Genomic DNA, 26,324 nt, shown 5'->3' with positions numbered 1-26,324 from the left:
AGCGAAGCGCACTCCGTCGACGGAGAGGTTCTTGGTTGTTGGCGTCGAGACGGACGGACGATGTCCAACTCACCCGACCGCGATATGGATCTGCCGAAAAGCACCGAATCCGATCCGGAGCGACGCGTCTCGAGGCCCGAAACCGAAGCGAGTTACGGAATCCCGGACGACGAAACCGGTCTCCTCCCGTGGTCGTTCGTCACCGAACGGCTGTCCAAAGACGAGTTCTTCTGGGTCGGGACGACCCGCCCCGACGGCCGACCGCACGCGCGTCCGATCTGGGGGATCTGGCTCGAGGAAACGTTTCACTGCGGCGGCGGCGAAGGCGCTCGCTGGGTTCGTAACCTCGAGTCTGCGCCCGCAATCACGGTCCACACGGAGGACGCGGAATCGGTCGTCATTCTCGAGGGACGGGCTGAGAAATGCACCGCCACGCAGGTGGACGAAAGACTCCTCGAGCGAATTGACGAGGCCTACGAGGACAAGTACGGTGTCCCCCACGGCACACCCGTCTTCGCCGTTCGGCCGACGACCGTGCTCGCGTGGAGCGACTATCCGGAAGATGCCACGAAATGGTGCTTCGTCGACACTTCTGGCGGCCGTTCGTCCTGAACCCCTCGCTAACAGGTCGACATAGTGTGGCCGATACACTTCGACGTGGCGCGACCGGTGCACATATTCGATCGGCGACCAACCGCAAAACGACTCATGAGCGACGCTACCAAACAGGAGATTCGCGAGCGCGTCTGGAACGACCTCGAGGAGAGTGGCGAAGCCAGGTTTCCGTTTCCGCCCCACGGGCGCATCCCGAACTTCGCCGACGCGAAGGTGGCGGCCGAACGGTTGGCCGACCAACCGGAGTGGCAACGAGCCGAGACGATCAAGGCTAACCCCGACGCGCCACAACTTCCGGTGCGACGACGTGCCCTGTGCGAGGGAAAAACCGTCTACATGGCCGTTCCTCGACTCCGCGACGAGAAGTGTTTCCTCCGACTCGACCCCGACGAACTCGAGGATTACGACGCCGCGACGACGGTCTCGGGGTCGTCCAAACACGGCGTGCAGGTCGGCCCCGAAGCCGTCGAGGATATCGATCTGATCGTTTCTGGGAGCGTCGCGGTCGGGACGGGAGAGCAACACTCGAGCGCCGGGGCGCGGATCGGGAAAGGTGAGGGATACAGCGACCTCGAATACGCGATACTCCACGAATTGGCTCTCGTTGACGACGACACGCCGGTTGCAACGACAGTCCACGAACGCCAATGTATCGACGACGAAATTCCCACTGACGATCACGACGTTTCGATGGACGTGATCGTTACTCCGGACCATGTCTACAGGCCGTCCGGGTCCGTCGACAATCGAAACCCGACCGGTATCGACTGGGGGCTCCTTTCGGACGATCGACTCGAGGAGATTCCCGTCCTGAATCGAATCCGAGACTGAGCCGCGATATCCGCGGATACCGGAGCCTATTCGGGTACTCGAGAAGAACGCCCGGCAACGTATGTCTGCAGTTCATCGCGGTCCGATAACTGCGGTCGGCCGGGACGCTCGCAAACACAGACAACTCGTTGGATCCAATGGGTGATCGGTTTGAGGATCCACGTCGGGACATAGTGTCCCGACAGCCATCCGAAGAGCGACGCGGGTCGGTGCAGTGAGCCCGCGTCGGCAAAACGGTGTGGCAATGGTGGGGGAAGGGTGCTGTGGTGGGGTTGCTGGAAGTCACGGGTTCAAGGCGGTGGGTGCCTTTGTGTGGGTGTGCCCGTCGACCTCCATTTCTTGGTATCGCCGTATCCTACTTGAACGATGGCGATGGTATTCCCCTCTTATGCCGAATTACCACGCAATTAACCACAGTTCAAAATGCCTATTTCTGGCAATAGATAGTTTATACCGCAGTTATACGCCTTATACGATCGATAGACTCAGTCGACAAGCTCCTCTGCGACCATCGCCGGCTCCATCAGCTCGGGATCGAGTGCGAGGTCGAGCTGTCCGCGAACGAACTCCGGAATCGTATCCCGTGCGTAGACGACCGTCCGGAGGCCGTCGTTCAGATCGACCGCGATCGGAACCGTCGTCGACTGGCCGACGTCGGTCAGCACGTACAGGTCCGTCTCCACGATACCCGCCTCCTCGAGCTGCGGGCGGGTGAGGGTACCCTCGAGGCGAGTCACGGTGACACCTTCTTCTTCGAGCGCCTCGCCGATTCCGTCCTCGTCCGGCCCGGAAACGATTGCATCCATCTTACTCGTACTCGATGGTCGCGGGCGGTTTGTGTGTGACGTCGTAAACGACCCGCGAGACGTTTTCGTTCTCGCCGGTAATCCGGGATTGAATTCGCTGGAGGGTCTCCCAGTCGATCTCCTGGGCGCGAGCGGTCATCCCGTCCCGTGACTCGACCGAGCGAACGGAAACGACCCAGCCGTGAACTCGGTTGTCGCCTTTGACGCCGGTTGCTTTCCCGATTACAGCCGCCAGGGCCTGCCACGGCTCGTACTCCTCGAGTTCCTCTTCGACGACGTGGCAGGATTCGCGAGCGACCTCGAGCTTTTCGTCGGTGACCTCGCCGATGACTCGAACGGCGAGTCCTGGGCCGGGAAACGGCATCCGTTCGGCGACGAGTTCGTCGAGGTCGAGTGTACGTGCGACCTCGCGAACCTCGTCCTTGTAGAGGTCTCGGACCGGTTCGACGATGCCGTCGAAATCGACGATATCCGGCAGTCCGCCGACGTTGTGATGGGACTTGATGCCGCCTTCGGATTCGATCCGATCGGGGTAGATCGTCCCCTGAACGAGGTAATCCGCATCGGCGTCTTTGGCCTCGCGTTCGAACTCTCGGATGAACTGCTCGCCGATCACCGATCGCTTCTCCTCGGGGTCGGTGACGCCAGAAAGCGCCTCGAGGAACCGGTCTTTGGCGTCGACGATGCGGAGACTGTCCATGTAGGAGAACGTCTCGCGGATCTGGTCCGTCTCGCCTTTACGCATCAGGCCGGTGTCGACATACACTGGCGTTAGCTGGTCGCCGATCGACTCGTAAGCAAGCGCGGCCGCGACCGACGAGTCGACACCGCCCGAGAGGGCGATAACCGCGTTCGCGTTGCCGATCTCGTTTTCGATCTCTTCGACTGCCTCGGGGACGAACGTCTCTGTGTTTACCATCAGTAAGTCACCTCTTGACCGCTCTCCGTGTCTGTCTCTGCATTTGTGACCGTCTCTGTATCTGCATCCGCGTTTCCGCCCTCCGTTTCCTCGAGAATCGATTCGACGAGACCGAGGAACGGCGGGCTCGTGTCGCCGGGACGGGAGCTGTATTCGGGGTGGAACTGGGTTCCGAAGAAGTACGGGTGATCCTCGAGCTCGAGGATTTCCATTCGGTTGCCCGCCGTTCCCGAGAACGACAGCGGTTCGTCGACGAAGTTCTCGAAGTACTCGGGGTTGACCTCATAGCGGTGGCGGTGTCGCTCCGTACAGGACGTGCCGCCGTAGATATCCGCGGCGAGCGTTCCCGGCTCGATTTGGGTTTCGTGCGAACCGAGCCGCATCGTGCCGCCCATATCTTCGACCTCGTACTGTTCGGGGAGGATGTCGATGACCGGATGCGGCGTCTCCTCGTCCATCTCCGCCGAATGCGCGCCCTCGAAGCCGAGCACATTACGGGCGTACTCGACGACCGCCATCTGGAAGCCCAGACAGAGGCCGAGAAACGGCACGTCGTTCTCTCGAGCGTACCGAACCGCGTTGATCTTGCCCTCGGTGCCGCGCATCCCGAAGCCGCCGGGAACGATGATCCCGTCGACGTCCGCGAGCTGTCCGTCGTGGCCCTCGGCCATCTCGTCGGCCGCGACCCAGTGGACGTTCACGTCGACGCCGACCTCGAAGCCGGCGTGTTTGAGCGACTCGTGGATCGACATGTAGGCGTCCTCAAGGTCGTACTTCCCGACGAGTGCGATATCGACTTCGCCCGATTTCTCCGTCGTGACGACCTCCCGCCACTCCTTCGTTCGTTCGCCGGAGGGAAGCGCCTCGTCCTCGAGATCGAACTTCTCGAGGACGAAGTCGTCGAGCCCCTCCTCTTCGACGACGAGCGGGACGTGATAGACATCTTCGACGTCGGGGTTAGAGAACACCGCATCGGTCGGAATGTCACAGAACAGCGCGATCTTCTCCTTGGTTTCGGGGTCGAGTTTGTCGTCGCAGCGGCCGACGATAACGTCGGGCTGGAGCCCGATCGAACGGACCTCCTTGACGCTGTGTTGGGTCGGTTTGGTCTTCTGTTCGCCGTTTTTCGAGTAGGGGACGAGCGTGACGTGTGCAAAGAGGATGTCTTCTTCGTCTTCCTCGTGAGAGAACTGGCGCAGGGCCTCGAGGTAAGGCATCCCCTCGATGTCCCCGACGGTTCCCCCGACTTCGACGAGACAGACGTCGCTTCCCTCCGCGGCCTCGCGGATACGACGCTTGATATCGTTAGTGATGTGGGGGATGATCTGGACCGTCTTGCCCAGATAGTCGCCCGCGCGCTCTTTCTCGATGACGTGCTGGTAGGTCTTCCCCGTCGTGACGTTGTGATCGAACGTCATGTCGATGTCGAGGAACCGTTCGTAGTTCCCCAGGTCGAGGTCGACTTCCCCGCCGTCTTTGAGCACGTACACCTCCCCGTGCTGGTAGGGATTCATCGTCCCAGCGTCGACGTTCAGGTACGGATCAATCTTCACCGCGGTGACGTCGAAGCCGGCATTCTTCAGGAGACGGCCGGTGCTGGCGGCCGTGATCCCTTTGCCGAGTCCCGACATCACCCCGCCGGTGACGAAGATGAACTTGTTCCCCAGTGTGGGGTCATAATTAGTGTCCGAGTCCGTCGGCATACCGAGTGTGCGCGCGAGCGGTTGAAAACCATTTCGGGATGGCACCCGCTCCGCGAATCAGTGTCACTCTCCGACGGCGAACTCGAGTGCCACGTCGATGCCAACCGTTCGTCCACTGACGACCGTGGCGTTCATCGACTAACCATGAAGAACTACGTACCCGCCGTTCGACCGTGACGCTATGACCGATCTTCGAATCAGTGTCGGCGACCGCGAACTCGAGGCCACGTGGAACGAAGCCGCTCCCACAACGCGGGACGCACTCGAGCAAGCGCTCCCGCTCGAGGGCGAGGCCATCCGCTGGGGCGACGAACTATACTTCGACGTTCTGATCGACGTTCCGCCCGAAAACCAGGCCGAAGCGGTCCCGATCGGTGCGATTGCCTACTGGCCGACGGGGAACAAGCTCTGTCTGTTCTGGGGGCCGACGCCCGCGAGCACCGACGGCGAACCGCGCGCGGCCGCGCCCGTGAACGTGGTCGCGACGCTCGAAGACGTGTCACCACTTTCCGATCTCGAGGGTGGTACGCGGATCCGTTTCGAACGACACGACACTGAAAACTGAGCCGTTCTGCTCCAATCGCGACTACTTGCCCCAGAACGGGTCCCGTTTCCGGTGGTTCTCGAGGTACATATTCAGCGCCTCGAGCTCGTCGCCCGGAATCTCGTCTTTTAACTCCTGTTCTAAGATCTTCGCGTGTTTTTCGGGGACCTCCATCCAGAGTTCGTCGTCCTCTTTGATTTGGCGACCGACCGTCGGCCCGTCGATGGCGACGGAGACGCGGTTGCCCGCGCGGGCCTCGTCGACGTCTTCGCCCTGCTCTTGAATCCCTTTTACCTGCCCGACGCGTTCGGTCTCGTTGCCGTCCCACTTGACGACGAAGCTGTTGTTCTGGATCGTGCCGGCGTTGACTTCGACGCCGACGACCGCCGGATCGTTCTGTCTAAACGTGTGATCCGGAAGAATCCGGAATCGTGCGGGTCGGGAGATGTTCTCGAGGATCGTGTCCTGCTGGGCTCGCTCGAGTTCCTCGATGTGTTCGTCGTACTCGTCGACCAGCTGGTAGATGACCTCGTCCGTGAACAGTTCGACGTCGTCCTGTTCGGCCCGCGTTTCGGCGTCCGCGAGCACGTCGACGTTGAATCCAAGGATCGCCCGCTGTTTCGGATCCTCCGCCGTCGACGCGACGGAAATGTCTCGCGGCGCAACGTCGCCGACCTCCGCGCGAACGATCGGTATTTCGGCGTCGCCGAGCGCGTCCGCCATCGCCTCGAGACTCCCGAGGGTGTCGGCTTTGACGACGACGCCCTGCTCTTCGGTGTCAACGGCGATGTCCGCGAGTTCGGCCCGCACCTCGTGGACGACATTGTCGAGTTCGCGATCTCGAACGACGCGAACCGGCGCGCCGGCCATCGCGTTCTCGAGTTCCGGGGCGGCGATCTTGATCCCCGAGGCGGCCTTGACTTCGTCGACCTTTTCGAACCGGCTCTCGGTACGGATCTCCGCGAGCGGCCTCGGTTGAAGCAACGCGCGGACTTCCGTGACGATCGGCTCGTTCTTTCCGCCGACGACAATGATGTCGTCGGCTCGAATCGTGCCGTCGTACAGCACCATGTCGATGGTCGTCCCGAACCCTTTCTCCTCTTTGACCTCGAGGACGGTCCCGACACCGGGGCCGGCCACGTCGATCTCCATCTCCTCTTTCATGTACCGCTGGGAGAGCCCCATCATCACGGCCAGCAGGTCGGGGACGCCCTCGCCGGTCATCGCGGAGACGGGAACGACGCCGACGTTGCGCTGGAAGTTCTGTACACGCCAGTAGAGGTCCGCCGAGAACCCTTCGTCGCTCAGCTCGCCGATGATCTCGTAGAGGCTTTCGTCGAGTCTCGAGGCCGCGCGATCCGATTGGGCGTCGTAAGTGTCGTTGATCGGCGTGTCCTCGTTCGGGTTCCAGCCCGGAACGGTGTCTATCTTGTTGGCGGCGACGATAAACGGTGTCTCCGTGCGTCTGAGGATATCGAGCGCCTCGATCGTTTGCGGCTGGAAGCCGTCGTTGACGTCGACGACCAGGATCGCGATATCGGCGAGCGCACCACCGCGCGAGCGAAGCGTGGTAAAGGAGTGGTGTCCCGGCGTGTCGATAAAGAGCAATCCGGGCAGATCGAAGTCGTCCGGGTCGACGAGGTCGCCCGCGATCGTCGAGATGATATCGAGGGGCACGGCAGTGGCACCGATGTGCTGTGTGATCGCGCCTGCTTCACCCTCGATAACGGCCGAGCCGCGGATCTTATCGAGGAGACTTGTCTTTCCGTGATCGACGTGTCCGAGAACGGCGACGATCGGCGTTCTGAGAGATGTGGGGTCGTGTGTGTCCGTGTCCGACATGGTGAACCACCAGAGAAGGTCTTTACTCACTCCTTTGCTCCGCGGCAGTTAAAGGCATCGTCACGTAGGTTTGCGAAAATCAACCCATGGAGTCCTCGCGTGCGGTGATTGCAAACCAGATATTTATAATCCTATTGGTTAGAATCGATATGATGTGGTTTTTGTACCATTAGATATAATTGATGAATGTAGCTTATCAAATATGATTCCAAATGACTGGCGACCCACGTATTGGATTCCAGCAATTATTATTGGTCTCGCCTCAATCCCGGTAACATTTGGCCTCGTGTTCCTATTTTCTGATCCAAATATTTATCAGATTCCTTCTGCACCTATACTTTTCTCAGGCTTGCTCACTGGATATAAATATGGTGGAGAGTCTAGAAATACGTTACTTGCAGGCTTTCTTACAGGAGCCATCGGGTCAATACCGATTTTGTGGCTATTCTCTACCACTTCGTTATTCGTCGCAGAGTTGTCTCAACCTATCTGGTTTAGTCTATTTCAGTTCGTAATGCTGATTTTATCTGCGATAATAATAAGTATAATATATGGTGCGATTGCCTCTATTGGATCGATAATTGGTGATATAGTATCTAAACGACTAGTCAAGAGAACGCCATAACAGTTGTTCTACTCGTTTGAGTCTTCTCTCGGCCTAAGTAATTGCTATAGATGGCATCTAAGAGAGATTTTGTTTAGTTAGGAACTGCTAGATAGAGGGTGAACTGAACGGAGTTCTTCGAGGGAAGTAGGATGCCGTTCAAAGAATTCCAGGTCGAAATAGTAATTGTTTTATATGTGCTATTTCTGAATAGTGATCGGACGTGCATGCCACCTTGGCTGATCAGGCAGGCGTGCGCTGGACATGCTGCAGCGGCCTCCTTAGCTGAGTGTTGTGATCTCTGCGAGTGGTTCGGCATCAGCCGAACCCGATAACTATCCAGCACTGGTACCAATCCTACGCCAAGTAATACGATCGAGAATCCACTGCCGACCCTGATCGAGTCGCTGTCGACCAGAAACAGGTTCAGCTCGGGGAAGAACGGACGGTATGGTTGTACGCAACGATCGATATTGACTCAAAAACGGAGCGATTGGATCGATGGTGTGGGCCGCTGAGTAATACTACTCGATCGATCGCCATGTCGATGCAGCGATCGACATTACCTATATCGCCTATTATGGTGATCGCGACGAGTTCCAGATGAGTACAGGCGCTCCGCCGAGCAAATCCTACTCGTGGTGTTACAAGATGGCGACTGTGTCGATCGTCGGCCAAGAGGTGAAGTTTACACTCGGGATGCGGCCGCTACGCGGCTACATCCCTCGGAGAGTTCTCGTTGAGCAACTCCTCGAGATCGAGGGTGAGAATGTCTTGGTTGGGACGGTCTATACCGACGCCGAATTCAACCGCGTCGGCGTGATGCACGCCGTCGAAGAGGCGGGCTCTCCTATCCCATCCGGAAATCGTCGGATAATCCGGTCAAACGGTTTATGCGGGGCATGGACCACGACGTCGGGGTGAAGCAGAACCACGAGATAGAAGGGACCGTCGCAGGTAGCAAAGTGACGGTTACCCCGAGGCTTGTCGGGGTTTCCTCGGACCGCAACGAGGGTGCGACGGTGACGTTCGTGACAAACCTATCGGTGAGTGACGTGGCAAAGAAGGCTCGTGGACGTACCGCCGCATCACGCGGCGGGTACGCCCATAGGTGGGGTATAGAGAACAGCTACAAGTTGATCAGGGATTTCCTTGCGTAGACCACATCGCGGAACACCGCCGTGCGTGTGTTCTACTTCGGATACGCCGTGCTTCTCTACGATATGTGGTTGCTCGTTGACCTTCTGGTGCAAGTCAGCCTCGACATTGATCAGCGGCTGAAGCCACGCGTGCCTGCGCGGACGTTCACTGAATTTCAGCAAGGAGGTGCCCGTGACGTAGGCGTTCCGCGGCGGCGGAACGCCGATTCCTGAGAGATATCTCCGCTCAACCGCTCTATTTTCGCATGAGTTATAGCAGAATAAAGAGTGGATGTCTTCGGATAGTGAGTTGAACAGCCATCACCAATCTTTCTTCTCTGCTACCGCTGTAGTTAACCGATGTACATCTCTCGCTCATGCACATTCCGAACACCTGACTAGAGTGTTGGCCTAACTCCCTATACCGCCTATACAACCACCATCGCAGCCATCAAGTACTGGAGGATCAGACGCTATTTAAAGCACTCGAACTAGTGGGATCCATCTGGCAGTACCTTTAGTTATTACTGATGTGAAGTTTTATATTACCTGCCGTGTAAGTCTATATCGGAAGCAGAAATCAAGTGAGATAAAATAAAAAAAATCATAATACAAGCCATTCCAAGCCCCGACGAAAAGTTCTGCGGTCGCTGAGTACTGCTGGTGCTATGGCTAGTGTCGGACTCACTAGCTCGGTCAGTGCAAATGATGCAGACAATAATAACCAAAGAAAAGTTGGTAAAAACAATCCTAATGTGGGACCAGTGACCGGACTCGATCAATCAGAAAGCATTGATAAAGTTGATATAGATCCGGATGAGATATCATCGGAAGAAGAACTTGAAGAGAAGGTAAAATCGGAGCTTGAACGCGAGAACGTGGATGAAATCACAATTCATAGCCAAGAAGAGAAGGTTTGGGAAGGCGACATCTGGCGGGTAGTCGGTGGGCGAATTCTCTTCGGAGACGGTGAGTTCGAAATTACAGTGACTACATTCGGTAACGATTTCCATTCAGTTACCCTTGATGCAGAAGAAGGAGCTGAAGTCACAATGACTCAGTTTGACGCAGGGTTTATTGATTATACCATCACCTGGACAGTGACTTCTGAAGGTATTTCGCGCGAGGCTGAAATTTGTATTTGGACATTAGGTTGGGATTGTTACACTGGTTCCGACCTAATTATAGAAGCTGCTGATTATATCGTATGATTGTGAATATATTTGAGTGAGTAGTCATATAACCACCCATAATATTCCAAACTAAACCGGGAGAAACAAACTCCCATCACCTGTATTTATTACACATAAGTAGGTAAGGGTACCTATGGCCGACATACTCGCCGAAAACCTCTCGGGCAAGTCCGTCATGGGTTCCGACGGAGTTGAACTGGGAATGCTCTACAACGTCACGATGGATATTAAATCAGGCAAACTTCACGACCTCGTTATCGACCCAGATGAGGAGATACCGAGCCACGCGGTCGATTTCGACCGCGATGACACCGGCCGGTTTCTCGTGCCAGTCAGCCGCGTTCAGGCTGTGAAAGACTACATCGTCGTCAAGCGCTAACGGTATGTATATTCTCGACTCCTCGGCTTTTATCCACGACTTTCACACAACAGAACAGTCTGCAACTATCCCGCTCGTCCGCGAAGAACTCGAGGACGAGAGCGCCTATCGCTACGACGCGATGGAAGGCTCCGGAATGCACATCCACATTCCGAACGAGGACACCACCGAAAAAGTCGAACGCGCCGCTCGAGAGTCGGGCGACTTCGAGACGCTCTCGAAGACTGATATTCGGCTCGTCGCGGCGAGTTTCGAACTCGACGGCGTGCTCGTCACCGACGACTACGCGATGCAAAACGTCGCGGAGAAGTTACACGTCGACGTCGAAGTCATCGCTCGAGAGGGGATCGAAGAACAGCGCGATTGGCTCTTCCAGTGTCAGGGCTGCGGTCGGGAGTTCGACGACGAGAAAGACCGCTGTCCGATCTGTGGCTCCGGACTCGCGCGGAAAAATCCGAGCTAAGCGACGAGACTGATCTGACAACGCTACTTGTTCTGAACCAGAGCAGGAACAAACGTTCGACGCGGTAGATTGTTCGCGAGTCCGAGGACGTGACCTCGAGGAGCCGACGGACTGACTGTTGAGCGAAACCACGGACAGCACACTCGGGACAGTCGACGGTGGAACGAACGCTTCCAACTGCACAAAACGGTGTGATGTACAAGAGCGGAGAACGGCGATTTATCACAGCAAGAACGGACGAACGGCAACTCACTACAGCAAGAACGGGACGAACAGCAACGCGTTGTAACTGCCGTGGACGAGCGCAGGGACGACCAGGTTATCCGTGCGCTCGTAGATCGTCCCGAGGACCAACGAGAGCGCGAACACGCCGGCCAGACTCGCGAGGACTTCTCCCGCGCCTGCGGTCGCGTACGCGCCGACGTGCACGGCCGTAAAGACGACGCTCGCGACGATGACGGCTCCGTACCGGGAGAACGTGTCGTACAACCGTTTCTGGATGACGTTCCGGTACAGCAGTTCCTCGAGCGGGCCGACGATCAACACCATCGCCGGGATGATGACCAGCACGAGTTCGACGTTTTGCTCGACGGCCGCCGACGTGCTGTGCTCGGCGGAGTCGACGCCAGCGCCGGTCATCAGAACCGAGACCGCGATGTTCGCGCCGAAGATGAGTATCAATCCGAGGATCGTCCACCCAACGGTTCGGAGCGTCGGTACCTCGATATCGATGTATGACAGGTCGTAGCCTCGGAGCGCGAGGTAGCCGGCGGCGACCGTTCCGAGCCCGAGACCGAACGAGACGTAGCTGATCGCCTGCGCCTGGAGTTCGGTCAGTTCGCCGACCACTGCGAGCACCGGCAGTGCGACGAAGAGCAACACGATTTCGATCGCGAGGAGGGCGACGAACCCGAGGGCCCCCATCTCGAGAAAGCGCGCGGTTCGTCGGCTCATCCCCGATGCGGAGATGCCAGCGTAGTCCGCAACTGCGACGGCGAGTGCGGTAGCTCCAGTAAGGAACGAGCCGAAGACGAGCGAGATCGACCAGCCCAGTTCCGGCAGGATAACCGACCCCGATGTCCCAAGCATGATCGCACCCGCCGAGCAAACGAGGACGAGAGCGCTGGAACCGATCGTGATGGGGCCGCCGACGCGCCGCTCGAGAATATCGTGGCGTCGCGCGAGAAATCCACCGACGGAAAGGACGGCGAAGACGGCACCCGCCCAGACCGCCGGCTCATCGACGCCCTGACGGATCGGGACCAGCAGACACACCATCGCGAGGGTGGCGACGATCGTTCCGACGGCGGGGACGCCGTCGGCACCAGCGTTGCTCCCGCCGTCATCAGCCTGCGCTGTCCGGCTCATACCCGGATTATTTGGCGAGTATACATAGGAACACCGCATTCGACCGTCGGCTCCGCCTTCCGGCTGGGGAATCGACCGTCGAACGTTTCGAGGAGGGCACTCGAGCGGAGAAAACCACTCGGTCAGCGAACGGGAGTCGGGCTACCGTTCGACGCGGAGCGTCGTCTTTTCGGCGACGGCGTCGGCTTCCTCGAACTCGCCGCCCCCGAGGAGGCCGCGGGTCGCGTTTTTCGCCCATTCGACGGCCGGCTGATTGAAGGCATTTATGTTGTACAGCTCGCCGGCGAGCACGCAGGAGGCTTCCATCCCGTACAGCAGTCCGCCGAGTTCGCGCTCGTCGACCGACTCGAGTTCGATTCGGACGTTCGGCCGACCGGCCGCGGCGAGGCTCGCCTCAGTCGCCTCGAACTCCGCCTCGAGCAGTTCGCCGAGGGTGGAATCGCCGAGATAGGCGAGTTCGTCGACCGCTGTCGAGGGGATCTGTCGATCGGCGCGCGCTTGAGGCGTGACGAACGTGACGAGTTTGTCCCGCGGCCCCGCACGGTACAACTGGAGCTGGGAGTGCTGGTCGGTGACGCCGAGCGCTCGAACGGGCGTCTGTCCGAGGTCGTCCTTCCCGAGGCTTTCGGCCCACAGCTGTGCGAACCACTCGGCGTAGGTCTCGAGGGACTCCGCGTACGGAACCATCGCGTTGATTCCAGCCCCGCGAACGTCGAGCGCGTACGACGTCGCCCCGTAGGCGTAGGCGGGACACTCGAATAGCGATCCCGAGAGCGTCTCGGATTCGGCTTGAGCGCCCTCGAGAAGCGCCTCGAGGTCGTGACCACAGACCGCGGCGGCGACCATCCCGACGGGCGAGAGCGCGGAGAACCGACCGGGGACGCCGTCGGGAACCTTCAGCTTCGGGAGATTGTGGCGCTCGGCGAGATCGGAGAGGGGACCGGAATCGCCGGTCGTCACGATCGTGCGCTCGGTCCAGTCGACGCCCGCGTCTTCGAAAGCCTCCCGAACGACGAGGAAGTTCGCTAACGTCTCCGCCGTCGTTCCGGACTTCGAGACGACGTTGATCGCGGTCTCGGAGAGCGGGAGCGCCTCGAGTCGGTTCGTCACCCACGTCGGGTCGACGTTGTCGAGAAAGACCGTCTCCGTGTCGGACTCGAGCGCGTTGGTGAGCGTCGCCGCACCCAGCGCGCTTCCCCCGATGCCGATCGTGATCAGCGCCTCGGCGTCGGCGACGGGTTCGACCGCGCGCCGAATCTCGGCAGGGTCAGTTCGCTCCGGCAGATTCAACGCCGCGTATCCGTGTTCGTGGTTTTTCCTGCCCGTTTCGATGCGTTCGTGGGCCTGCCCGACGCGATCGTCGAGGCGCTCAAGCGCGTCTCGAGAGATTCCCGGCGAGGCGACCGATGCGAGCGCGTTCCCGATATCGACGTCCATGCGCGAGAGCGCGAGGGCCGCGCGTAAAGGCGTTCCGTCATTCGATCATCCGTGATCCGTCATCCGATCAGTCGCAAGCAGATAACCCCGAGGTTGCCTCCTGAACTGTCCACGCGAATCAGCACACCCCACTAACCACCGCCGGGTGGGACTGAAAGGGGCTTTCACCTTCTTGCTGGCTGGACCGCATTGTCTACGAGCACGTCGACTAACGGGGAACGAAACCGGGAAACCCTTCGACCGCGATCTTTGCGTATGAGCGAGAAGACGGCGACGTTCGTCGTCACCCATGCGGAGGCAGAGTCGGCGGTCGTCAGAGATATCGAGACGGCCCAGGTCCACACCCTGGCGTCGAACCCCGGCCTCGAGGTCGACGACGTGCTCGAGGCGACGGTCGCACCCGAACCGCCCCTCGAGGTGGCCTGGGAGGTCGTCGATGTCGAACAGCGGCGCACGATCGACCTCGTCGATAGCGATCTCAGTCCGACGACCCACGAGCGAGAGCTGGCGGCCGACGCCCAACCGGGCGAGGTCGTCCGCGAGGAACGAGCGGGAACCGGCGAGATTCACGTGCTCTCACTTCCCGAGGAAGACCTCGAGGAAGCGGCCGAGGACGTACTCGAGGACGCAGAGACGGTGGCTCGGGCGGCCCGACTCGAGGCCGTTCGCGTCGAAGTCCGGCGCGACGGGGACGAAGGCGTCCTCAGCGTTCGATACTTGCCGGATTGAGCGACTTGCGCTAGAGGAATTGTTCTCGAGGTGGCCTACGCTCGAGAAGGCCCTTCCTTGCTCTGGACGCGCCAACTCCCCTCGATTCCGCACGCTTCGCGCACCTCGTACTCGAATTCGGTTTCCTCGCCAATTCTGTCGCCGCCGTCGGTTCGTTCGACGCGGAGGGGGACGTCAAGCGTGTTTCCACAGCAGCCGACGCCGACGAACTCCTCCCAGGTGTCGCCCGCTCGAGCCGTGTCGCGAGTTTTGCGGAGAAACGCTCGGAACGAGGGCTTTTCGACCTGGAATCGGCCCCACTTCGAAAGATCCTCGGGGTAGGAAACGACGACGCGCGTCGCTTCTTCCCGCGGTTCCGACCGTGATTCGTTTACCATGTGTTCGCGTAGGTCGTCCAGTTGCAAAACGTTGCTGTCGAGGTCGACGTGTGTGCTCAGCGCATTCGCCGCTGGTCGGTTGGCCGTCTATGGTTGTCTTAACGGAGACGAGCAGTCTCTCGAGAATCGGCTTCGGCTGCGTTTGTACCGGGCGATCACGGTCACTTTCACCACGAGAAACTGGACTTCAGGAATTGCGAAGGCTTACTTTCGGTGACGCCCACGTGGCTGGTATATGGGGTATTTCGACGTACCGGAGATTGAGTATACCCGGTACAGTAACCGCCAACTCGCGGCGGTTCCGCTCGCCCTTCTGGCGGTCGCGTTGTTGATTCTGAGTGGCGGATACGTGGTGTATGGAACACCCGTCGAACTTGGAATGGATTTCGCCGGAGGGACGGAACTGACCGTCGAGACAAGTGATTCAGAATCGGCGGTCGAGGCGGCGTTCGAGGAGGAACCGGAATCGATCCAGACGACGGGGGCGACGGACCAGTACATCGTCCAGTTTACGTCCGAAGATCAGCAAGCGCTCACCGATCAGGCCGAGCAGAACCTGGCACCCGCGGATGGAAACGACGAAGTCGTTCAGGAGGTCTCCTCGACGTCGGCGAGCTTCGGTGAAGAGGCCCAGCAAACCGCGTTACTCGGCGTCGTAGCGGCGTTTGTCGGCATGAGCGTGATCGCATTCTTGCTCTTTCGGACGTTCGTTCCCTCGATCGCGATCGTCCTCTCTGCGTTCTCGGATCTTGTGATCCCGCTCGCGTTCATGAATCTGGCCAACATTCCGCTTACGCTCGGGACCGTCGCCGGACTGTTGATGTTGATCGGGTATTCGGTCGACTCGGACATCCTGTTGAACAATCATGTCCTTCGCCGCGGCGGTGACTTCTATGAAAGTACTCACCGGGCGATTAGGACCGGTGTGACGATGACGGTAACCTCGATGATGGCCATGCTTGTGATGGCCATCGCGGCGACGATCATGGGGGTCGACCTCCTCGCATCGATCGGAACCATCCTGTTCATCGGCCTCGCGGCCGACCTGATGAACACGTACATGTTGAATCTCAGCCTGCTTCGCTGGTACAAATTCGAGGGAGTGAACCGATGAAGCCGGTCAGCTTCTTCAGAGAAAACTGGCGAGTCATCATGCTCGTCGTCTTCGTCCTCGGCGCGCTGATCGCACTGTTCGTCCCCGGCGGCGTCATGGACGACGACGACGGCTACGGCGGCGGAGCCGAGGACGAGCAATCTTGGACCGACGATCCGCTGAACATCGAGTACGGACTCGGTCTCGAGGGCGGGACCCGGATTAGCGCCCCCGTCATCGGAATGACCGCCGAGAACATCGACGCTGGGATCGTCGACGACGAGACCGGCGAGGTCGATGACGAGCGGATCGGCGAAATAGAAGAGGTACTTTACGACGACGAGGATCTGGACATCGAGATCGGCGACGCGAACGTCGAAGTCCACGACGACGGCACCGTCAGCGCCGAACTGTTCGTCGAGGACGTGACCGAAGAAGCGTTCGTCAGCGCGCTTCAGGACGCCGGTGTCGAGGTCGACGAGGACGACATCCGTGAGGGCGTCACGCAGGAGACTCGCGACGACATAATCACGACGATCGATCTGCGCATCAACGAAGCCGGGCTTTCGGGCGGACAGGTCACCGAGGCGGCGATGGGCGACCAGCACTACGTCGTCACCGAAGTCCCCGAGATGGGTGAAGATGAACTTCGGGAGATCCTCGAGGACCGGGGTATCGTCGAAGTCGTCGCGTACCACCCGGGTGAAGACGGCACGCAGACCAACGAAACGGTGCTCACTGGCGCGGACGATATCGCAGATGTCGACCCGCCAACGCAGGACGAGGGAACGGGCTACGAGGTTCCGGTCCAGGTCGAGAGCAACAGCGCACCGGGGTTCCAGGAGGACATGAACGACATGGGCTACGGTGAACCGAACGGGTGGAGTAACTGTCAGGTGTCCGACCCACAGACCGGTCAGATGCACTTCGACGACGACGTCGAGCAACACTGCCTGCTCACGGTCGTCGACGGCGAGCCGGTCGCCGCCCACTCGATGAGCGATACGTTGGGCTCCCAGATGGGAAGCGGCGACTGGGAGACCAGCCCGTCGTTCTACATGGGCGCACAGGAGTACTCGGAAGCGCAGGCACTCTCCGTCAACCTGCAGGCCGGTGAACTCCGTGCCCCACTCGACCTGAACGAGGGCGACGTCTACTCGCTCCAGCCCGCGCTGGCCGACCAGTTCAAGACCTACTCGCTACTGATCGGACTGCTCTCGATCGTCACCGTCAGCGGCATGGTCTACGTCAGGTACCGCGACCCTCGAGTCGCGGCACCCATGATCCTCACGGCGCTCGCGGAGGTCTTCATCCTGCTCGGCTTTGCGGCGCTGATACGAATGCCTCTCGACCTCTCGCACGTCGCCGGGTTCATCGCGGTCGTCGGAACGGGGGTGGACGATCTGATCATCATCGCCGACGAGGTGATGTCCGAAGGCGACGTCAACTCCCAGCGCGTCTTCGAGTCGCGGTTCCGCAAGGCGTTCTGGATCATCGGGGCCGCGGCGGCGACGACCATCGTCGCGATGTCGCCGCTGGCGGTGCTCAGCCTGGGAGATCTGCGCGGATTCGCGATCATCACCATCCTCGGCGTGCTGATCGGCGTGTTGATCACCCGACCCGCCTACGGCGACATCTTGCGGCGGCTCCTCACCGACAAGTAACGGCGGAAAACCGATTTATTTGGATTCTCGACACTCGCGTTTTCGGTAGTCGAGCCCGCTTAAAACCCGTCGAGACTCGTCTGACTCGCCTCAGCGAGAACGTCCGTACACGTCGACCACGACTCGCGGGCAAACGGTGGCAATTCGCCAGTCTCTTCGACGTAGGACTCGAGGAAGGCTCGAGTCGTGGAGTCGCCCGGATAGCCGCTACCGATCTCGCCAAACTCCGCGGCGAGGTCCGCCACGTGGGCGTCTCGCTCGACCTTCGCGATGATGCTCGCCGCACCGACGAGGTCGGAGTCGTCGTCTGCGCCGTGTCTGGCGTCGATGGTCGCCTCGAGACTGCAGGCCTCCCCGACGCGTCGAGCGAAGCGATCCGCGTCGGTGTCGCAGGCGTCACAGAGCCCGGAGACGGTCGCGTCTCCAGAGTTGTCTCGGTTCCCGTCCTCGAGTTCGTCACTGCCGAGTTCCCCGAATGCGTCTTCGATCGCGTTCGCGTGTGCGGCGACGGCGAGGCCGTTCATGTTCGTGTCGGGGTCGTCGATCCGCGCCGTCGAAATTTCCGCGACGCCCACGTGGATTCCGTCCGTCTCGCGGAGGGTAATGGCAAGTTCCTCGCGTCGCCGGACGGAGAGCCGTTTGGAATCGGCGATTCCGTCGGGCAACCGCCCGGTATTCTCGACACAGACGGTGGCGGCGAACATCGAACCGAACACCGGCCCCTTGCCGGCTTCGTCGACGCCGAACTGGTACATGCAGGCCAGTGGACTCGCGACGATCAAAATCGTTGCTTTCCACGGCTCCGCCGGCTACGTGGTCGGTCGAATCGGGCTGGCTCCTCGAGCCAGTCTGCGGGGAAGACGAGTGCAGTCGTCGATGCTCGAGACGCTCTCAAGGCGTTTGCGGACCTCGAATGTCGATCGACGGCGTGATTGAGGAAATCGACGACGTGATCGAGGAATTCGGTGGCGAGAAAGACTATGAGAGGTGTGACAACCTATTCGGAGCGGTCGTCGCGGAAGAACTCCTCGAGTTCGAACGGCTCGTCCTCGCCTTCGACGCCCGTGACGTCGAGCGCGGTGACTTCGGCGTCGACGCCGAGCAGTCCTGCAAGACTCGGCTCCGTTCGCCCGTCGTCGCTGCTGATGAGTTCCTTGACGTAGAGTCCTCCTTCGCCGTGGAGTCGAATCTCCGCCTGCGTCGGCTCTACCAGGTCGCCGTCGATCTCATAGACGGTCCGCGTTCGGGTGATGTTCGCTCGTCGGTGGTCGACCCGCTGGGGCGTGTACTGCTCGAGGGTCGCCCCGTCGAGTTCGGAGAGTGCGGCCTCGAAGGCCGCCTTCTCGACGGGTTCGCCGAACTCGACATCGGCTCGGTAGTGCTTGCTGGCATCGTGTTCTTTGACCCGTTCGACCATGTCGTAGCTCGCGAGACGGAGCCCGTCGACCTCGACGGAACCCTCGGCCGCCTCGTTGATCTCGCGCTCGAGCGCTTCGGGGTCCGGATCGCGGATACGGGGCTCTTTCACCTCGAGGACGAACGGACGGCCGCCCTCGAGCATGCGGGCGTCAACGTCCTCGCGACCCGCGCCGTGGAAGGTTCCTTCGTCGCCGTCCATCGCTTCGACAACGTGGGGGCGGACGACCTGCTCGACGCTCGTGTCGTACAGGTAGCCGGAGCCGCCACAATAGTCGCAGGGCTCCTCACCGTCGTCGCCAAGCTGAATTCCACTCCCGCCACACTCTCGGCAGGGCCACTCAGTCTGTGGAATATCTCGCTCGAGCTTTCGATAGCGACCGTAGACGAACGCGGGGTTGACCTGCAGGTCGACGGCGTGGCTCGTCACCGATTGGGTTCGTGCCGTCGCGTCCACCGCATCGTCGGTCGCATCTCCATCGTCCTCGACCTCGAGCAACTCGAACGGATCGAAGCCGCTGAGATCGACGATGGCGAGGATATCGGGCCGCTCGAAGCCGACTTCCGCGCCGGTTTCGGCACCGACGCGCCGACCCGATTCGCGGTTGATCTCCCGCTTGAGCGACTCGCCCACGTCCGGCTCGAGGCCGGCGTCTTCGCGGAAGAGTTCCTCGTTCTCTTCGATCAGCGGCGGGACTCGGCTCCCGACCTGATAGGTAGCGAAGTCGATTCCCTCGAGCGCGTCGACGATCGTTTCGGCGATCGCGTCGAAGCTTCCGCAGTAGCCTTCACAGACCCAGCAGTCGATCGGTTCGACGGTCTCGTAGTCGGCATCATCCTCGAGCGCGATCGTCGTTCGGAGCGACCGTCCCCGCTCGGCGTTGGTCAGGCCGAAACTGCGTTCGGCGAACGGACGCCCGAGACAGGAGTCACAGACTGGCCCCGTTGCCAGCAACCTGCGGGCGTCTTCCGTGGGTGTCATGTCTGTGGGTCGGGTCGCCGGCGATAACACGCTTTCCCTTCCGTCCGGACGAGTTTCTCCCGTTGTGCTCGCCGGTGCGGGTGACAGCGATAGCCCTCCGCTGTCCGCGCTCAGTGGTGTATACATTCCCTCGTTGAACCGAGTGTGTTCTTCGTCTGATATTTTAATAAATAGTTACATTTTTATTTACTGGACTGTAGTTGTATTTTTGTATGTTTTTCCCGAGCCACCTGGAGACGGAACGGCTTCATTTCGAGCGCCTCTGTCACGATACTGTCGACGCGTTTGACTACTACGACTACTGCTCACACCGCGAACAGTCCATCGACGAGGTGACCCGACACCTCCCGTGGGATCCACACGAGACGGTCAAAGAGACGGTCGAGCACATCGACGAACTCGAGACGAAGTGGGAGGCTGGAACGCGAGCCGAGTACCTCATCCGTCCAAAAGCTGGCGAGAAAGGAGCCGGAGAAATCGCTGGCGCTGGCGGGATGAGGATCGACTGGGAAACGAAAACGGCCCGTCCGTTCATTTGGCTTCGAAAACCGTTTTGGGGTCGAGAGTACTCCGGCGAGCGGGCGGGGGCGATCATCGAACTCGCGTTCGATCGCCTCGATCTGGATCTCGTCGCCGTTTCGATCAAAGACGGTAACGAAAAATCCAGGCAGGCGGTGGAGAAGTATATCGACTCCTACGGAGGACAGTACGATGGAATCATCCGAAACGCGACGGTCAGACCGGACGGAACCGTCGTCGACCACCACCGCTATACGATTACGCAGGACCAGTACGACCAAATTTCGGGCGGGGAAAAGGCATCTTCCGTAGCGAGTTGGTCGTCCTAATCGACGGGTCGCCGATCGTTGGACGCGAAACGCTATTTCGGCTCAATTCAGCGGAATCATCCCCGCCCTGAAGGGCGAGGTTTTTTTCCTCTCACTTCCTAACAGTCGGTTCAGCTTGTCGTCCCCGCCAACGTTCACTTTGCGCTCGATTCGGCCTTCCTTCTCTGCCTCGGGGCCGTTTTGCCTGGATTCATATGTACCCATTCCCATTCCGACGCATGGACGACACTCGAGTCGGGCGGAGGAAGTTTCTCGCCGTCGCGGGTAGCGGCCTCGCCGGAGTAGTCGCGGGGTGTGCCGCGCCTCGGGCGGAGCGGACGATGGAAGGGAGCTCCTCTAGCGAGTTCGAATTCGATGGCGATCCGACGGACGAGTCGATTTACACGCAGGTGTACGACGCGATTATCGACTCCGTGGCACAGATTCGCGCCTTCGGCGTCGAGAGTCCGATCGACGGCAGCGAAGGGCAAGGGCAGGGATCAGGATTTCTCGTCGATCTCGAGGGTGAGAGCGCATACATTGTCACCAACGAGCACGTCGTCGCCGGCGCGGACGCTATCGAGATCCAATACATCAACGGCGACTGGACGGGTGCAAGAGTCGTCGGCACCGACTACTACAGCGATCTGGCCGCCCTCGAGGTGTCCCATGTTCCCGAGGGAGCGGTCCCGCTCTCCCTGAGCGAGCAACCCCCCGTGGTCGGACAGGAGGTGCTCGCAGTGGGGTCGCCGTTCGGACTCGAAGGGTCACTTTCCCAGGGGATCGTCAGCGGCGTCAATCGATCGGTGGACGCACCCGGTCGCGAGTTCTCGTTCTCGAACGTCGTCCAGACCGATGCGGCCGTCAATCCAGGTAACAGTGGCGGGCCGCTTGCCGATCTCGACGGCGAGATCCTCGGCGTCATCAACGCCGGTGGCGGGGAGAATATCGGCTATGCGATTTCTGCAGCGCTGAGTCGTCGCGTCGTTCCGGCGCTGATTGAAGACGGCGCGTACGACCACTCGTTTCTCGGTATCGGACACGCGCCAGTGACCAGAACGTTCGCCGAAGAGAACGGCCTCGACGAGGTGGCGGGCGTCATCGTTACGGGCGTTTCGCCCGGTAGCCCGTCCAGCGGCGTTCTCGAGAGCGGCGATGTCATTTCCCGAATCGACGGTGAACCGATCCCCGACCGCCACGCATTAGGGACCCACCTCGCGCTCGAGACGAGTCCCGGTGACGAGATCGCGATCGGTCTCTGGCGGAACGGCCGAGAGACGACATCCAGCGTGACACTCGGCTCACGGTAGTCGTTTTAGGGCAGATTCTACGGTCTAGACTCGAGGAGGAGCTGATCGAGACACCTTCTTACTTCGGGGTAGTCGAACGAAATGCTTCTTTACTCCGGGGGAGCCGACCGAAATACCTTCTTACTCCGAACGAACGGAAGCGAGGCATCTCGAGAATCGAGTACGTATACCGTACACGTTAGCAGTCATTGCAGTGGTTTTCGGCGGCTAAACGGACCGAATTCGAGCGCTGTTGGGGCCTACTGTTCGAACGGCACCCAGTAGCATACAGATAACAATAGCCGAATCGCACGCGTGTTCGAGCGAGGCGCGTTCCCTGCCGCCCGCCATCTATGACCAACGATATCGATACCCGCCCGTCGCAGGTAACCGACGAGTCGACCAGGAAATTCGAACATATCACCATCGAGAACGACGGCGCTCCGGACGAATGTGCGATCGTTCCGACCAATGCGACCGACGTCGAACTGCTAACCAACTGGATTGCCGCTTACGACGACGGATTCGTCTCCCTCGAGACGATGCGCTAAGGCCATGACCCTCGGAAGTTCCATTACGGCTATCGGGTTCTGGGTCGGCGCACTGCTTCCGCTCTTTTACATCCCCGTCTTTATCGCCGGTGTGGATTCGGTGGGACGACTGCTCCTGCTCGTGGCGTTCATCGCCGTCAACGTTCTGGCGCTCTGGGTCGGACACGATTACGCGGGTTCTCGGGACGACTGATACTGCCGGCTGTCCCTCTGTGAAGATTCTCGCACCCCCGGGGCGACGAGAATTTTAACGACGTACAGCCGGCAGTATGAACGTCCTCCCGACGCTTTCTTGCTCGCAGTTTCTGTCAATCTCGGCCTGACTCGAGCACACTCACTGGCCGGCTGGCTTCTTGTTCTGCTGGGGAAACCTAATTTGGTTACTTAAGATCAAAATGTGATTAAATCCGATTACTTATGAGGGGTACCGACGATGACATAGAGCGTACGATGCTTTCGGATATCGTTTCCCGATCCGCTCTCCAGGCCCAAAAGCGGGCTATCGCGAAGACGCTCTGCTATCGACTGTTCATGATCCTCATTACGATTACCGTGGCCTGGCTGATCGTCGGTGATGTCGGTGATGCGGTGAACATCGGGCTCGCGACGAACATCCTCAAGACGGGGACCTACTACCTTTACGAACGGCTGTGGGACCACATTACCTGGGGCGTCTCAGCTCCGGCGTGACCGTTAGATGGGCGTCTCAATCTCGATTCGACTAGTCCCTTCGGCGTCCAAATGCGACCCCGTTCGGCGACTTTGTGGCCTCGCTTCGCGAACGAGTGAACTCACGAGGGACGGCTGGATGTCGCTGGAAGCGTAAACGAAAACGTTGAACCGCCGGCCGAGTTGGGCTCGACCCATATTTCACCGCCGTGGCGCTCGACGATTCGTTTACACAGCGCGAGCCCAATGCCGGTTCCGTCGTGCTCCTCGTAGGTGTGAAGTCGGTTGAACACCTCGAAAATCCGTTCGTGATCCGCTGGGTCGATACCGATCCCCTCGTCCCGGACCGAAACCGTCCAGTTTGATCCGGTCCGGTCCGCGCTCACGTGGACACGAGGTGGTTCCTCACCGGAGTATTCGATCGTGTTCTCGAGTAAGTTCTGGAAAACCTGACGCAACTGGCTGGTATCTCCCTCGACACGCGGAAGCGGTTCGACCGTGATTTCGGCGTCGGTTTCCTCGACTTTCATCTGTATATCCGCCATCGTCTCCGCGAAGACCTCGTCGAGGTCGATCGGCTCGAGTGGACCCCCAGCGGTTTCGACGCGGGAGTACTCGAGGAGCCCGTTGATCATCTCTTTCATGCGTTCGGCACCATCGACCGCGAATTCGAGGAACTCCTCGCCGTCCTCGCCGAGGTCGTCCTCGTACCGACGTTCGATCAGTTGGAGGTACTTCGTGACCATCCGCAACGGCTCCTGAAGATCGTGTGAGGCCGCGTAGGCGAATTGCTCGAGTCGTTCGTTCGACGCCTCGAGTTTGCGCTCGTACTCCTTGCGCTCGGTGATATCCTGCACGACGACCATTCCCTCGACGACTTCGTCCTCGGCGTCGCGAATCGGAAGCGTTCGGGCGTACAGGTACCGATCGCGCGACGAGTGTTCGAACGAACGAGACTCGTTTTCGAGGGGAGCCCGGAACTGCGGTTCGATCTCTCGCTCCAGATCGTTCGGGTAGATTCGACGGACGCTTGCGCCGACACAGTCCTCGGGAGAGACGCCGAGTTCGTCGAGTAGTTGCCCGCCGATTGCGGTGTAATTCAGGTCGTCGTCGAAGAGTCCGACGGCTCCTTGCGGGAAGTTCTTGACCAGCGTTCTGTATCGACGCTCCGACTCCTCGAGTTCGTTCTCGAGGCGTTTTCGGTCCGTGACGTCGGAGATGATCCCCTCGATTTTGATTTCCTCGTCGTTCTCGTCGAAGACGGCGCGCCCGTAATCGCGGACCCAGCGTCGCTCACCGTCGGCGGTCTCGATACGATACGTTTCGGAGAACGTTCCGTGCTCCTTCGTGGCGGTCTGGACGCCTGTCCAGAGCTTCTCGCGGTCCGCCTCGACCATCACGTCTTCACCCCAACGGACCCTGTCGTCCTCGAGTGCGCTTGGATCGTATCCCGAGAGGTCCTGGCAGGCGTCGCTGACGAATGTCATCGGCCAGCCTCGTTCGTTTCGACAGCGATACACCATTCCGGGGACGTTATCCATCAGCGTTGAGAACTGGCGCTCGCGCTCGCGGAGCTTCTGTTGTGTTTCTTTTCGATCTGTGATATCCTGAAAGTAAACCGACAACCCCGTTTCGGAGGGGTGAACGTGTTCCTCGTACCACGAATCGTGCGGAGGATAGTACGCCTCGAACGAAACTTGTTCCTGTGTCGACAACGCCTCCCGGTAGCGTTCCTCGAACGTGGTTCCCTCCTTTTCCGGAAAGGTTTCCCAGACTTCGGTCCCGAGCAACCGGTCTTCGTCGAGTCCGAGGATTTCTTCGGCGCGCTCGTTGACGTACGTGAACTTCCACTCCCGATCGACCGCAAGAACGCCGTCGGTGATCCGCCCGTAAATTTCCTCTAATTCCGTGGTGAGTTCGTCAGTGCGCTGCTCGAGTCGGCGCTCGCGTTCTTTGAGATTGGTGACGTCCTCGCCCGTCGTCACGACGCGATCGACACCCCCCTCGTCGTTCAGCAGTGGCGATGTACTGACGGATAACCACCGACTTCCCTCGTCTTTCCGTTCGACGCGCAGTAGTCGATCTGAAACTGCCTCACCGGATCTGATCGTTTCTATCGGGGGCTGTTCGCCGTCGGCGAGACGCCTGCCATCTTCCGTGTACGTCGCTCGATTCGACGGAGAAAATGCGTCTACGTCTTTGACCCCCAGCAGTTCCCGTCCCATGTCGTTCATCCTCGTGACCTCCGCGTTTTCGTTGAGGACCATGATGCCGACAGGGCTAGTCTCGAGGATTCGGTCGGTGAGATCGCGTTCGCGCTCGAGTTGCTGTTCGCGTTTTCGAAGTCGTCGTTCGGTCCGCTTTCTCTCGGTGATGTCGCGAACGACCCCGACGGTCCCGGCAAACGATTCGTCTTCGAAAAGGAGACTCAGTTGGACTTCACAGACGAACGTCTCACCGGTCGCAGTCCGGGCCGTACACTCGAACATTTCGCTTCGTTGCTCGCCGGTCGCGAGCCGTTCTCGAATCTCGCCCTCGATCCGTTCGATATCGTCGGCTTCGAGAAGGAGTGATGCGGACGAATCGAGGAGCTCCGTGCGTTCGTAGCCGGTCATCTCGCAAATGACATCGTTGGCGGCAACGAAGCGACCCTCGGGGTCGACTTGATAAATCCCGTCTTCGACCGTGTTCACGAGCGTCTGATAGCGCTCGAGAGCGTCGGATTCGGAGGCCTCGGCCCAGAACCTCGTCCCTCTCGCTCTATCCTGTCGACTCATAGAGCCAAACAAGCCAGCGAGTTGTATAAGTCGTGCCCCGACTGTCGGTTTTGGGGACAGTTGCCTGTCGGTAAACGATCACTGCTCGGGTGGCCCGTGGAACTCGC

At 59.8% G+C, this 26,324-nt stretch carries 25 protein-coding genes and 3 pseudogenes; 17 read left to right on the top strand and 11 right to left on the bottom strand.

Annotation, left to right across the window (positions count from 1 at the left end; translation table 11 throughout):
* The first annotated feature begins 60 nt into the window (after window positions 1–60).
* Window positions 61–612 carry a pyridoxamine 5'-phosphate oxidase family protein gene (locus ACYQ14_RS04965; protein WP_459885413.1) on the top strand — a complete coding sequence of 184 codons (552 nt, stop codon included), beginning with the start codon at window positions 61–63 and terminating at the stop codon, window positions 610–612.
* Window positions 613–708: 96 nt separating this feature from the next.
* Window positions 709–1,446: a 5-formyltetrahydrofolate cyclo-ligase gene (locus ACYQ14_RS04960; RefSeq protein WP_459885410.1), complete on the top strand. Its 738-nt coding sequence runs from the start codon at window positions 709–711 to the stop codon at window positions 1,444–1,446.
* Window positions 1,447–1,931: 485 nt separating this feature from the next.
* Here ACYQ14_RS04960 and ACYQ14_RS04955 read toward each other — a convergent pair whose 3' ends face one another.
* From ACYQ14_RS04955 to pyrG, 3 genes are read right to left on the bottom strand one after another with little or no spacing between them, the layout of a single operon-like run.
* The gene (locus ACYQ14_RS04955; RefSeq protein ID WP_459885407.1) at window positions 1,932–2,252 is read right to left on the bottom strand and encodes a DUF7126 family protein; all 321 of its coding nucleotides are present in this window, start codon (window positions 2,250–2,252) and stop codon (window positions 1,932–1,934) included.
* A 1-nt stretch (window position 2,253) separates the two neighbouring features.
* Window positions 2,254–3,171 carry a glutamine-hydrolyzing GMP synthase gene (gene guaA, locus ACYQ14_RS04950; protein ID WP_459885404.1) on the bottom strand — a complete coding sequence of 306 codons (918 nt, stop codon included), beginning with the start codon at window positions 3,169–3,171 and terminating at the stop codon, window positions 2,254–2,256.
* Entirely contained in the window at window positions 3,171–4,874 is a 1,704-nt protein-coding gene (gene pyrG, locus ACYQ14_RS04945; protein WP_459885401.1) for a glutamine hydrolyzing CTP synthase, read from the bottom strand. The genes guaA and pyrG overlap by 1 nt, the downstream gene beginning before the upstream one ends.
* A 181-nt stretch (window positions 4,875–5,055) precedes the next feature.
* On the opposite strand from pyrG, the gene ACYQ14_RS04940 reads away from it, so the two are divergent.
* Entirely contained in the window at window positions 5,056–5,439 is a 384-nt protein-coding gene (locus ACYQ14_RS04940) for a cyclophilin-like family protein (RefSeq protein ID WP_459885398.1), read from the top strand.
* A gap of 21 nt (window positions 5,440–5,460) precedes the next feature.
* Here ACYQ14_RS04940 and infB read toward each other — a convergent pair whose 3' ends face one another.
* Window positions 5,461–7,260: a translation initiation factor IF-2 gene (infB, locus tag ACYQ14_RS04935; protein WP_459885395.1), complete on the bottom strand. Its 1,800-nt coding sequence runs from the start codon at window positions 7,258–7,260 to the stop codon at window positions 5,461–5,463.
* Between the two features lie 202 nt (window positions 7,261–7,462).
* On the opposite strand from infB, the gene ACYQ14_RS04930 reads away from it, so the two are divergent.
* The 6 genes and pseudogenes from ACYQ14_RS04930 to ACYQ14_RS04905 all read left to right on the top strand — a co-directional run bounded on the left by ACYQ14_RS04930 (window position 7,463) and on the right by ACYQ14_RS04905 (window position 11,038).
* Window positions 7,463–7,885 carry a DUF5518 domain-containing protein gene (locus ACYQ14_RS04930; protein WP_459889980.1) on the top strand — a complete coding sequence of 141 codons (423 nt, stop codon included), beginning with the start codon at window positions 7,463–7,465 and terminating at the stop codon, window positions 7,883–7,885.
* A gap of 131 nt (window positions 7,886–8,016) precedes the next feature.
* Window positions 8,017–8,348: pseudogene (locus ACYQ14_RS04925) on the top strand (IS6 family transposase); the annotation flags it as partial.
* Window positions 8,348–9,205: pseudogene (locus ACYQ14_RS04920) on the top strand (ISNCY-like element ISHwa15 family transposase); the annotation flags it as partial. The pseudogenes ACYQ14_RS04925 and ACYQ14_RS04920, both read left to right, overlap by 1 nt.
* 466 nt (window positions 9,206–9,671) lie before the next feature.
* Entirely contained in the window at window positions 9,672–10,214 is a 543-nt protein-coding gene (locus ACYQ14_RS04915; RefSeq protein WP_459885392.1) for a hypothetical protein, read from the top strand.
* A gap of 115 nt (window positions 10,215–10,329) precedes the next feature.
* Window positions 10,330–10,575 carry a PRC-barrel domain-containing protein gene (locus ACYQ14_RS04910; RefSeq protein ID WP_459885388.1) on the top strand — a complete coding sequence of 82 codons (246 nt, stop codon included), beginning with the start codon at window positions 10,330–10,332 and terminating at the stop codon, window positions 10,573–10,575.
* A gap of 4 nt (window positions 10,576–10,579) precedes the next feature.
* Window positions 10,580–11,038: an NOB1 family endonuclease gene (locus ACYQ14_RS04905; RefSeq protein ID WP_459885385.1), complete on the top strand. Its 459-nt coding sequence runs from the start codon at window positions 10,580–10,582 to the stop codon at window positions 11,036–11,038.
* Window positions 11,039–11,290: 252 nt separating this feature from the next.
* On the opposite strand, the gene ACYQ14_RS04900 is transcribed toward ACYQ14_RS04905, so the two are convergent.
* Window positions 11,291–12,406 carry a CPBP family intramembrane glutamic endopeptidase gene (locus ACYQ14_RS04900; RefSeq protein ID WP_459885382.1) on the bottom strand — a complete coding sequence of 372 codons (1,116 nt, stop codon included), beginning with the start codon at window positions 12,404–12,406 and terminating at the stop codon, window positions 11,291–11,293.
* A 141-nt stretch (window positions 12,407–12,547) separates the two neighbouring features.
* Complete coding sequence (locus tag ACYQ14_RS04895) at window positions 12,548–13,843, bottom strand: glucose-6-phosphate isomerase (RefSeq protein ID WP_459885379.1); 1,296 nt, start codon at window positions 13,841–13,843, stop codon at window positions 12,548–12,550.
* A gap of 255 nt (window positions 13,844–14,098) precedes the next feature.
* On the opposite strand from ACYQ14_RS04895, the gene ACYQ14_RS04890 reads away from it, so the two are divergent.
* Entirely contained in the window at window positions 14,099–14,572 is a 474-nt protein-coding gene (locus ACYQ14_RS04890; protein WP_459885376.1) for a DUF5812 family protein, read from the top strand.
* Window positions 14,573–14,607: 35 nt separating this feature from the next.
* On the opposite strand, the gene ACYQ14_RS04885 is transcribed toward ACYQ14_RS04890, so the two are convergent.
* Window positions 14,608–14,949, bottom strand: coding sequence for a DUF7968 family protein (locus ACYQ14_RS04885; RefSeq protein WP_459885373.1), 342 nt, complete (start codon window positions 14,947–14,949; stop codon window positions 14,608–14,610).
* A gap of 235 nt (window positions 14,950–15,184) precedes the next feature.
* On the opposite strand from ACYQ14_RS04885, the gene secF reads away from it, so the two are divergent.
* Window positions 15,185–16,063: a protein translocase subunit SecF gene (gene secF, locus ACYQ14_RS04880; RefSeq protein ID WP_459885370.1), complete on the top strand. Its 879-nt coding sequence runs from the start codon at window positions 15,185–15,187 to the stop codon at window positions 16,061–16,063.
* A complete protein-coding gene (locus ACYQ14_RS04875) occupies window positions 16,060–17,706 on the top strand; it encodes a preprotein translocase subunit SecD (RefSeq protein ID WP_459885367.1) in 1,647 nt (548 codons plus the stop codon). Before secF ends, ACYQ14_RS04875 begins: the two co-directional genes overlap by 4 nt.
* Before the next feature lie 59 nt (window positions 17,707–17,765).
* Here ACYQ14_RS04875 and rnhB read toward each other — a convergent pair whose 3' ends face one another.
* Both rnhB and ACYQ14_RS04865 read right to left on the bottom strand, forming a co-directional pair.
* Window positions 17,766–18,461 carry a ribonuclease HII gene (rnhB, locus tag ACYQ14_RS04870; RefSeq protein ID WP_459885364.1) on the bottom strand — a complete coding sequence of 232 codons (696 nt, stop codon included), beginning with the start codon at window positions 18,459–18,461 and terminating at the stop codon, window positions 17,766–17,768.
* A 242-nt stretch (window positions 18,462–18,703) separates the two neighbouring features.
* Window positions 18,704–20,104 carry a tRNA pseudouridine(54/55) synthase Pus10 gene (locus ACYQ14_RS04865; protein WP_459885361.1) on the bottom strand — a complete coding sequence of 467 codons (1,401 nt, stop codon included), beginning with the start codon at window positions 20,102–20,104 and terminating at the stop codon, window positions 18,704–18,706.
* Between the two features lie 212 nt (window positions 20,105–20,316).
* Between ACYQ14_RS04865 and ACYQ14_RS04860 the strand changes: the two genes are divergently transcribed.
* The 5 genes from ACYQ14_RS04860 to ACYQ14_RS04840 all read left to right on the top strand — a co-directional run bounded on the left by ACYQ14_RS04860 (window position 20,317) and on the right by ACYQ14_RS04840 (window position 23,461).
* Window positions 20,317–20,952 carry a GNAT family N-acetyltransferase gene (locus ACYQ14_RS04860; protein WP_459885358.1) on the top strand — a complete coding sequence of 212 codons (636 nt, stop codon included), beginning with the start codon at window positions 20,317–20,319 and terminating at the stop codon, window positions 20,950–20,952.
* A 218-nt stretch (window positions 20,953–21,170) separates the two neighbouring features.
* Window positions 21,171–22,241 carry a S1C family serine protease gene (locus tag ACYQ14_RS04855; protein WP_459885355.1) on the top strand — a complete coding sequence of 357 codons (1,071 nt, stop codon included), beginning with the start codon at window positions 21,171–21,173 and terminating at the stop codon, window positions 22,239–22,241.
* A 332-nt stretch (window positions 22,242–22,573) separates the two neighbouring features.
* Complete coding sequence (locus ACYQ14_RS04850; RefSeq protein ID WP_459885352.1) at window positions 22,574–22,771, top strand: DUF7511 domain-containing protein; 198 nt, start codon at window positions 22,574–22,576, stop codon at window positions 22,769–22,771.
* Between the two features lie 4 nt (window positions 22,772–22,775).
* The gene (locus ACYQ14_RS04845; RefSeq protein WP_459885349.1) at window positions 22,776–22,964 is read left to right on the top strand and encodes a DUF8028 family protein; all 189 of its coding nucleotides are present in this window, start codon (window positions 22,776–22,778) and stop codon (window positions 22,962–22,964) included.
* A 257-nt stretch (window positions 22,965–23,221) separates the two neighbouring features.
* Window positions 23,222–23,461 carry a DUF2061 domain-containing protein gene (locus ACYQ14_RS04840; protein ID WP_459885346.1) on the top strand — a complete coding sequence of 80 codons (240 nt, stop codon included), beginning with the start codon at window positions 23,222–23,224 and terminating at the stop codon, window positions 23,459–23,461.
* A gap of 101 nt (window positions 23,462–23,562) precedes the next feature.
* On the opposite strand, the gene ACYQ14_RS04835 is transcribed toward ACYQ14_RS04840, so the two are convergent.
* A complete protein-coding gene (locus ACYQ14_RS04835; protein WP_459889978.1) occupies window positions 23,563–25,044 on the bottom strand; it encodes a sensor histidine kinase in 1,482 nt (493 codons plus the stop codon).
* Window positions 25,024–26,217 (bottom strand): annotated as a pseudogene (locus ACYQ14_RS04830) (PAS domain-containing protein); the annotation flags it as partial. The gene ACYQ14_RS04835 and the pseudogene ACYQ14_RS04830, both read right to left, overlap by 21 nt.
* Window positions 26,218–26,324: the final 107 nt, after the last annotated feature.

It is taken from the genome of Halostagnicola bangensis (assembly GCF_054653435.1).
Note: the sequence above shows the minus strand (reverse complement) of the source record. Positions and strands in the feature narration are given on the sequence as shown.

Bases quoted from the DNA above. Each gene is read 5' to 3' on its own strand.
- ACYQ14_RS04965 (WP_459885413.1), top strand. From the start codon at position 61: ATGTCCAACTCACCCGACCGCGATATGGATCTGCCGAAAAGCACCGAA.
- ACYQ14_RS04960 (WP_459885410.1), top strand. From the start codon at position 709: ATGAGCGACGCTACCAAACAGGAGATTCGCGAGCGCGTCTGGAACGAC.
- ACYQ14_RS04955 (WP_459885407.1), bottom strand. From the start codon at position 2,252: ATGGATGCAATCGTTTCCGGGCCGGACGAGGACGGAATCGGCGAGGCG.
- guaA (WP_459885404.1), bottom strand. From the start codon at position 3,171: ATGGTAAACACAGAGACGTTCGTCCCCGAGGCAGTCGAAGAGATCGAA.
- pyrG (WP_459885401.1), bottom strand. From the start codon at position 4,874: ATGCCGACGGACTCGGACACTAATTATGACCCCACACTGGGGAACAAG.
- ACYQ14_RS04940 (WP_459885398.1), top strand. From the start codon at position 5,056: ATGACCGATCTTCGAATCAGTGTCGGCGACCGCGAACTCGAGGCCACG.
- infB (WP_459885395.1), bottom strand. From the start codon at position 7,260: ATGTCGGACACGGACACACACGACCCCACATCTCTCAGAACGCCGATC.
- ACYQ14_RS04930 (WP_459889980.1), top strand. From the start codon at position 7,463: ATGATTCCAAATGACTGGCGACCCACGTATTGGATTCCAGCAATTATT.
- ACYQ14_RS04915 (WP_459885392.1), top strand. From the start codon at position 9,672: ATGGCTAGTGTCGGACTCACTAGCTCGGTCAGTGCAAATGATGCAGAC.
- ACYQ14_RS04910 (WP_459885388.1), top strand. From the start codon at position 10,330: ATGGCCGACATACTCGCCGAAAACCTCTCGGGCAAGTCCGTCATGGGT.
- ACYQ14_RS04905 (WP_459885385.1), top strand. From the start codon at position 10,580: ATGTATATTCTCGACTCCTCGGCTTTTATCCACGACTTTCACACAACA.
- ACYQ14_RS04900 (WP_459885382.1), bottom strand. From the start codon at position 12,406: ATGAGCCGGACAGCGCAGGCTGATGACGGCGGGAGCAACGCTGGTGCC.
- ACYQ14_RS04895 (WP_459885379.1), bottom strand. From the start codon at position 13,843: ATGGACGTCGATATCGGGAACGCGCTCGCATCGGTCGCCTCGCCGGGA.
- ACYQ14_RS04890 (WP_459885376.1), top strand. From the start codon at position 14,099: ATGAGCGAGAAGACGGCGACGTTCGTCGTCACCCATGCGGAGGCAGAG.
- ACYQ14_RS04885 (WP_459885373.1), bottom strand. From the start codon at position 14,949: ATGGTAAACGAATCACGGTCGGAACCGCGGGAAGAAGCGACGCGCGTC.
- secF (WP_459885370.1), top strand. From the start codon at position 15,185: ATGGGGTATTTCGACGTACCGGAGATTGAGTATACCCGGTACAGTAAC.
- ACYQ14_RS04875 (WP_459885367.1), top strand. From the start codon at position 16,060: ATGAAGCCGGTCAGCTTCTTCAGAGAAAACTGGCGAGTCATCATGCTC.
- rnhB (WP_459885364.1), bottom strand. From the start codon at position 18,461: ATGTACCAGTTCGGCGTCGACGAAGCCGGCAAGGGGCCGGTGTTCGGT.
- ACYQ14_RS04865 (WP_459885361.1), bottom strand. From the start codon at position 20,104: ATGACACCCACGGAAGACGCCCGCAGGTTGCTGGCAACGGGGCCAGTC.
- ACYQ14_RS04860 (WP_459885358.1), top strand. From the start codon at position 20,317: ATGTTTTTCCCGAGCCACCTGGAGACGGAACGGCTTCATTTCGAGCGC.
- ACYQ14_RS04855 (WP_459885355.1), top strand. From the start codon at position 21,171: ATGGACGACACTCGAGTCGGGCGGAGGAAGTTTCTCGCCGTCGCGGGT.
- ACYQ14_RS04850 (WP_459885352.1), top strand. From the start codon at position 22,574: ATGACCAACGATATCGATACCCGCCCGTCGCAGGTAACCGACGAGTCG.
- ACYQ14_RS04845 (WP_459885349.1), top strand. From the start codon at position 22,776: ATGACCCTCGGAAGTTCCATTACGGCTATCGGGTTCTGGGTCGGCGCA.
- ACYQ14_RS04840 (WP_459885346.1), top strand. From the start codon at position 23,222: ATGCTTTCGGATATCGTTTCCCGATCCGCTCTCCAGGCCCAAAAGCGG.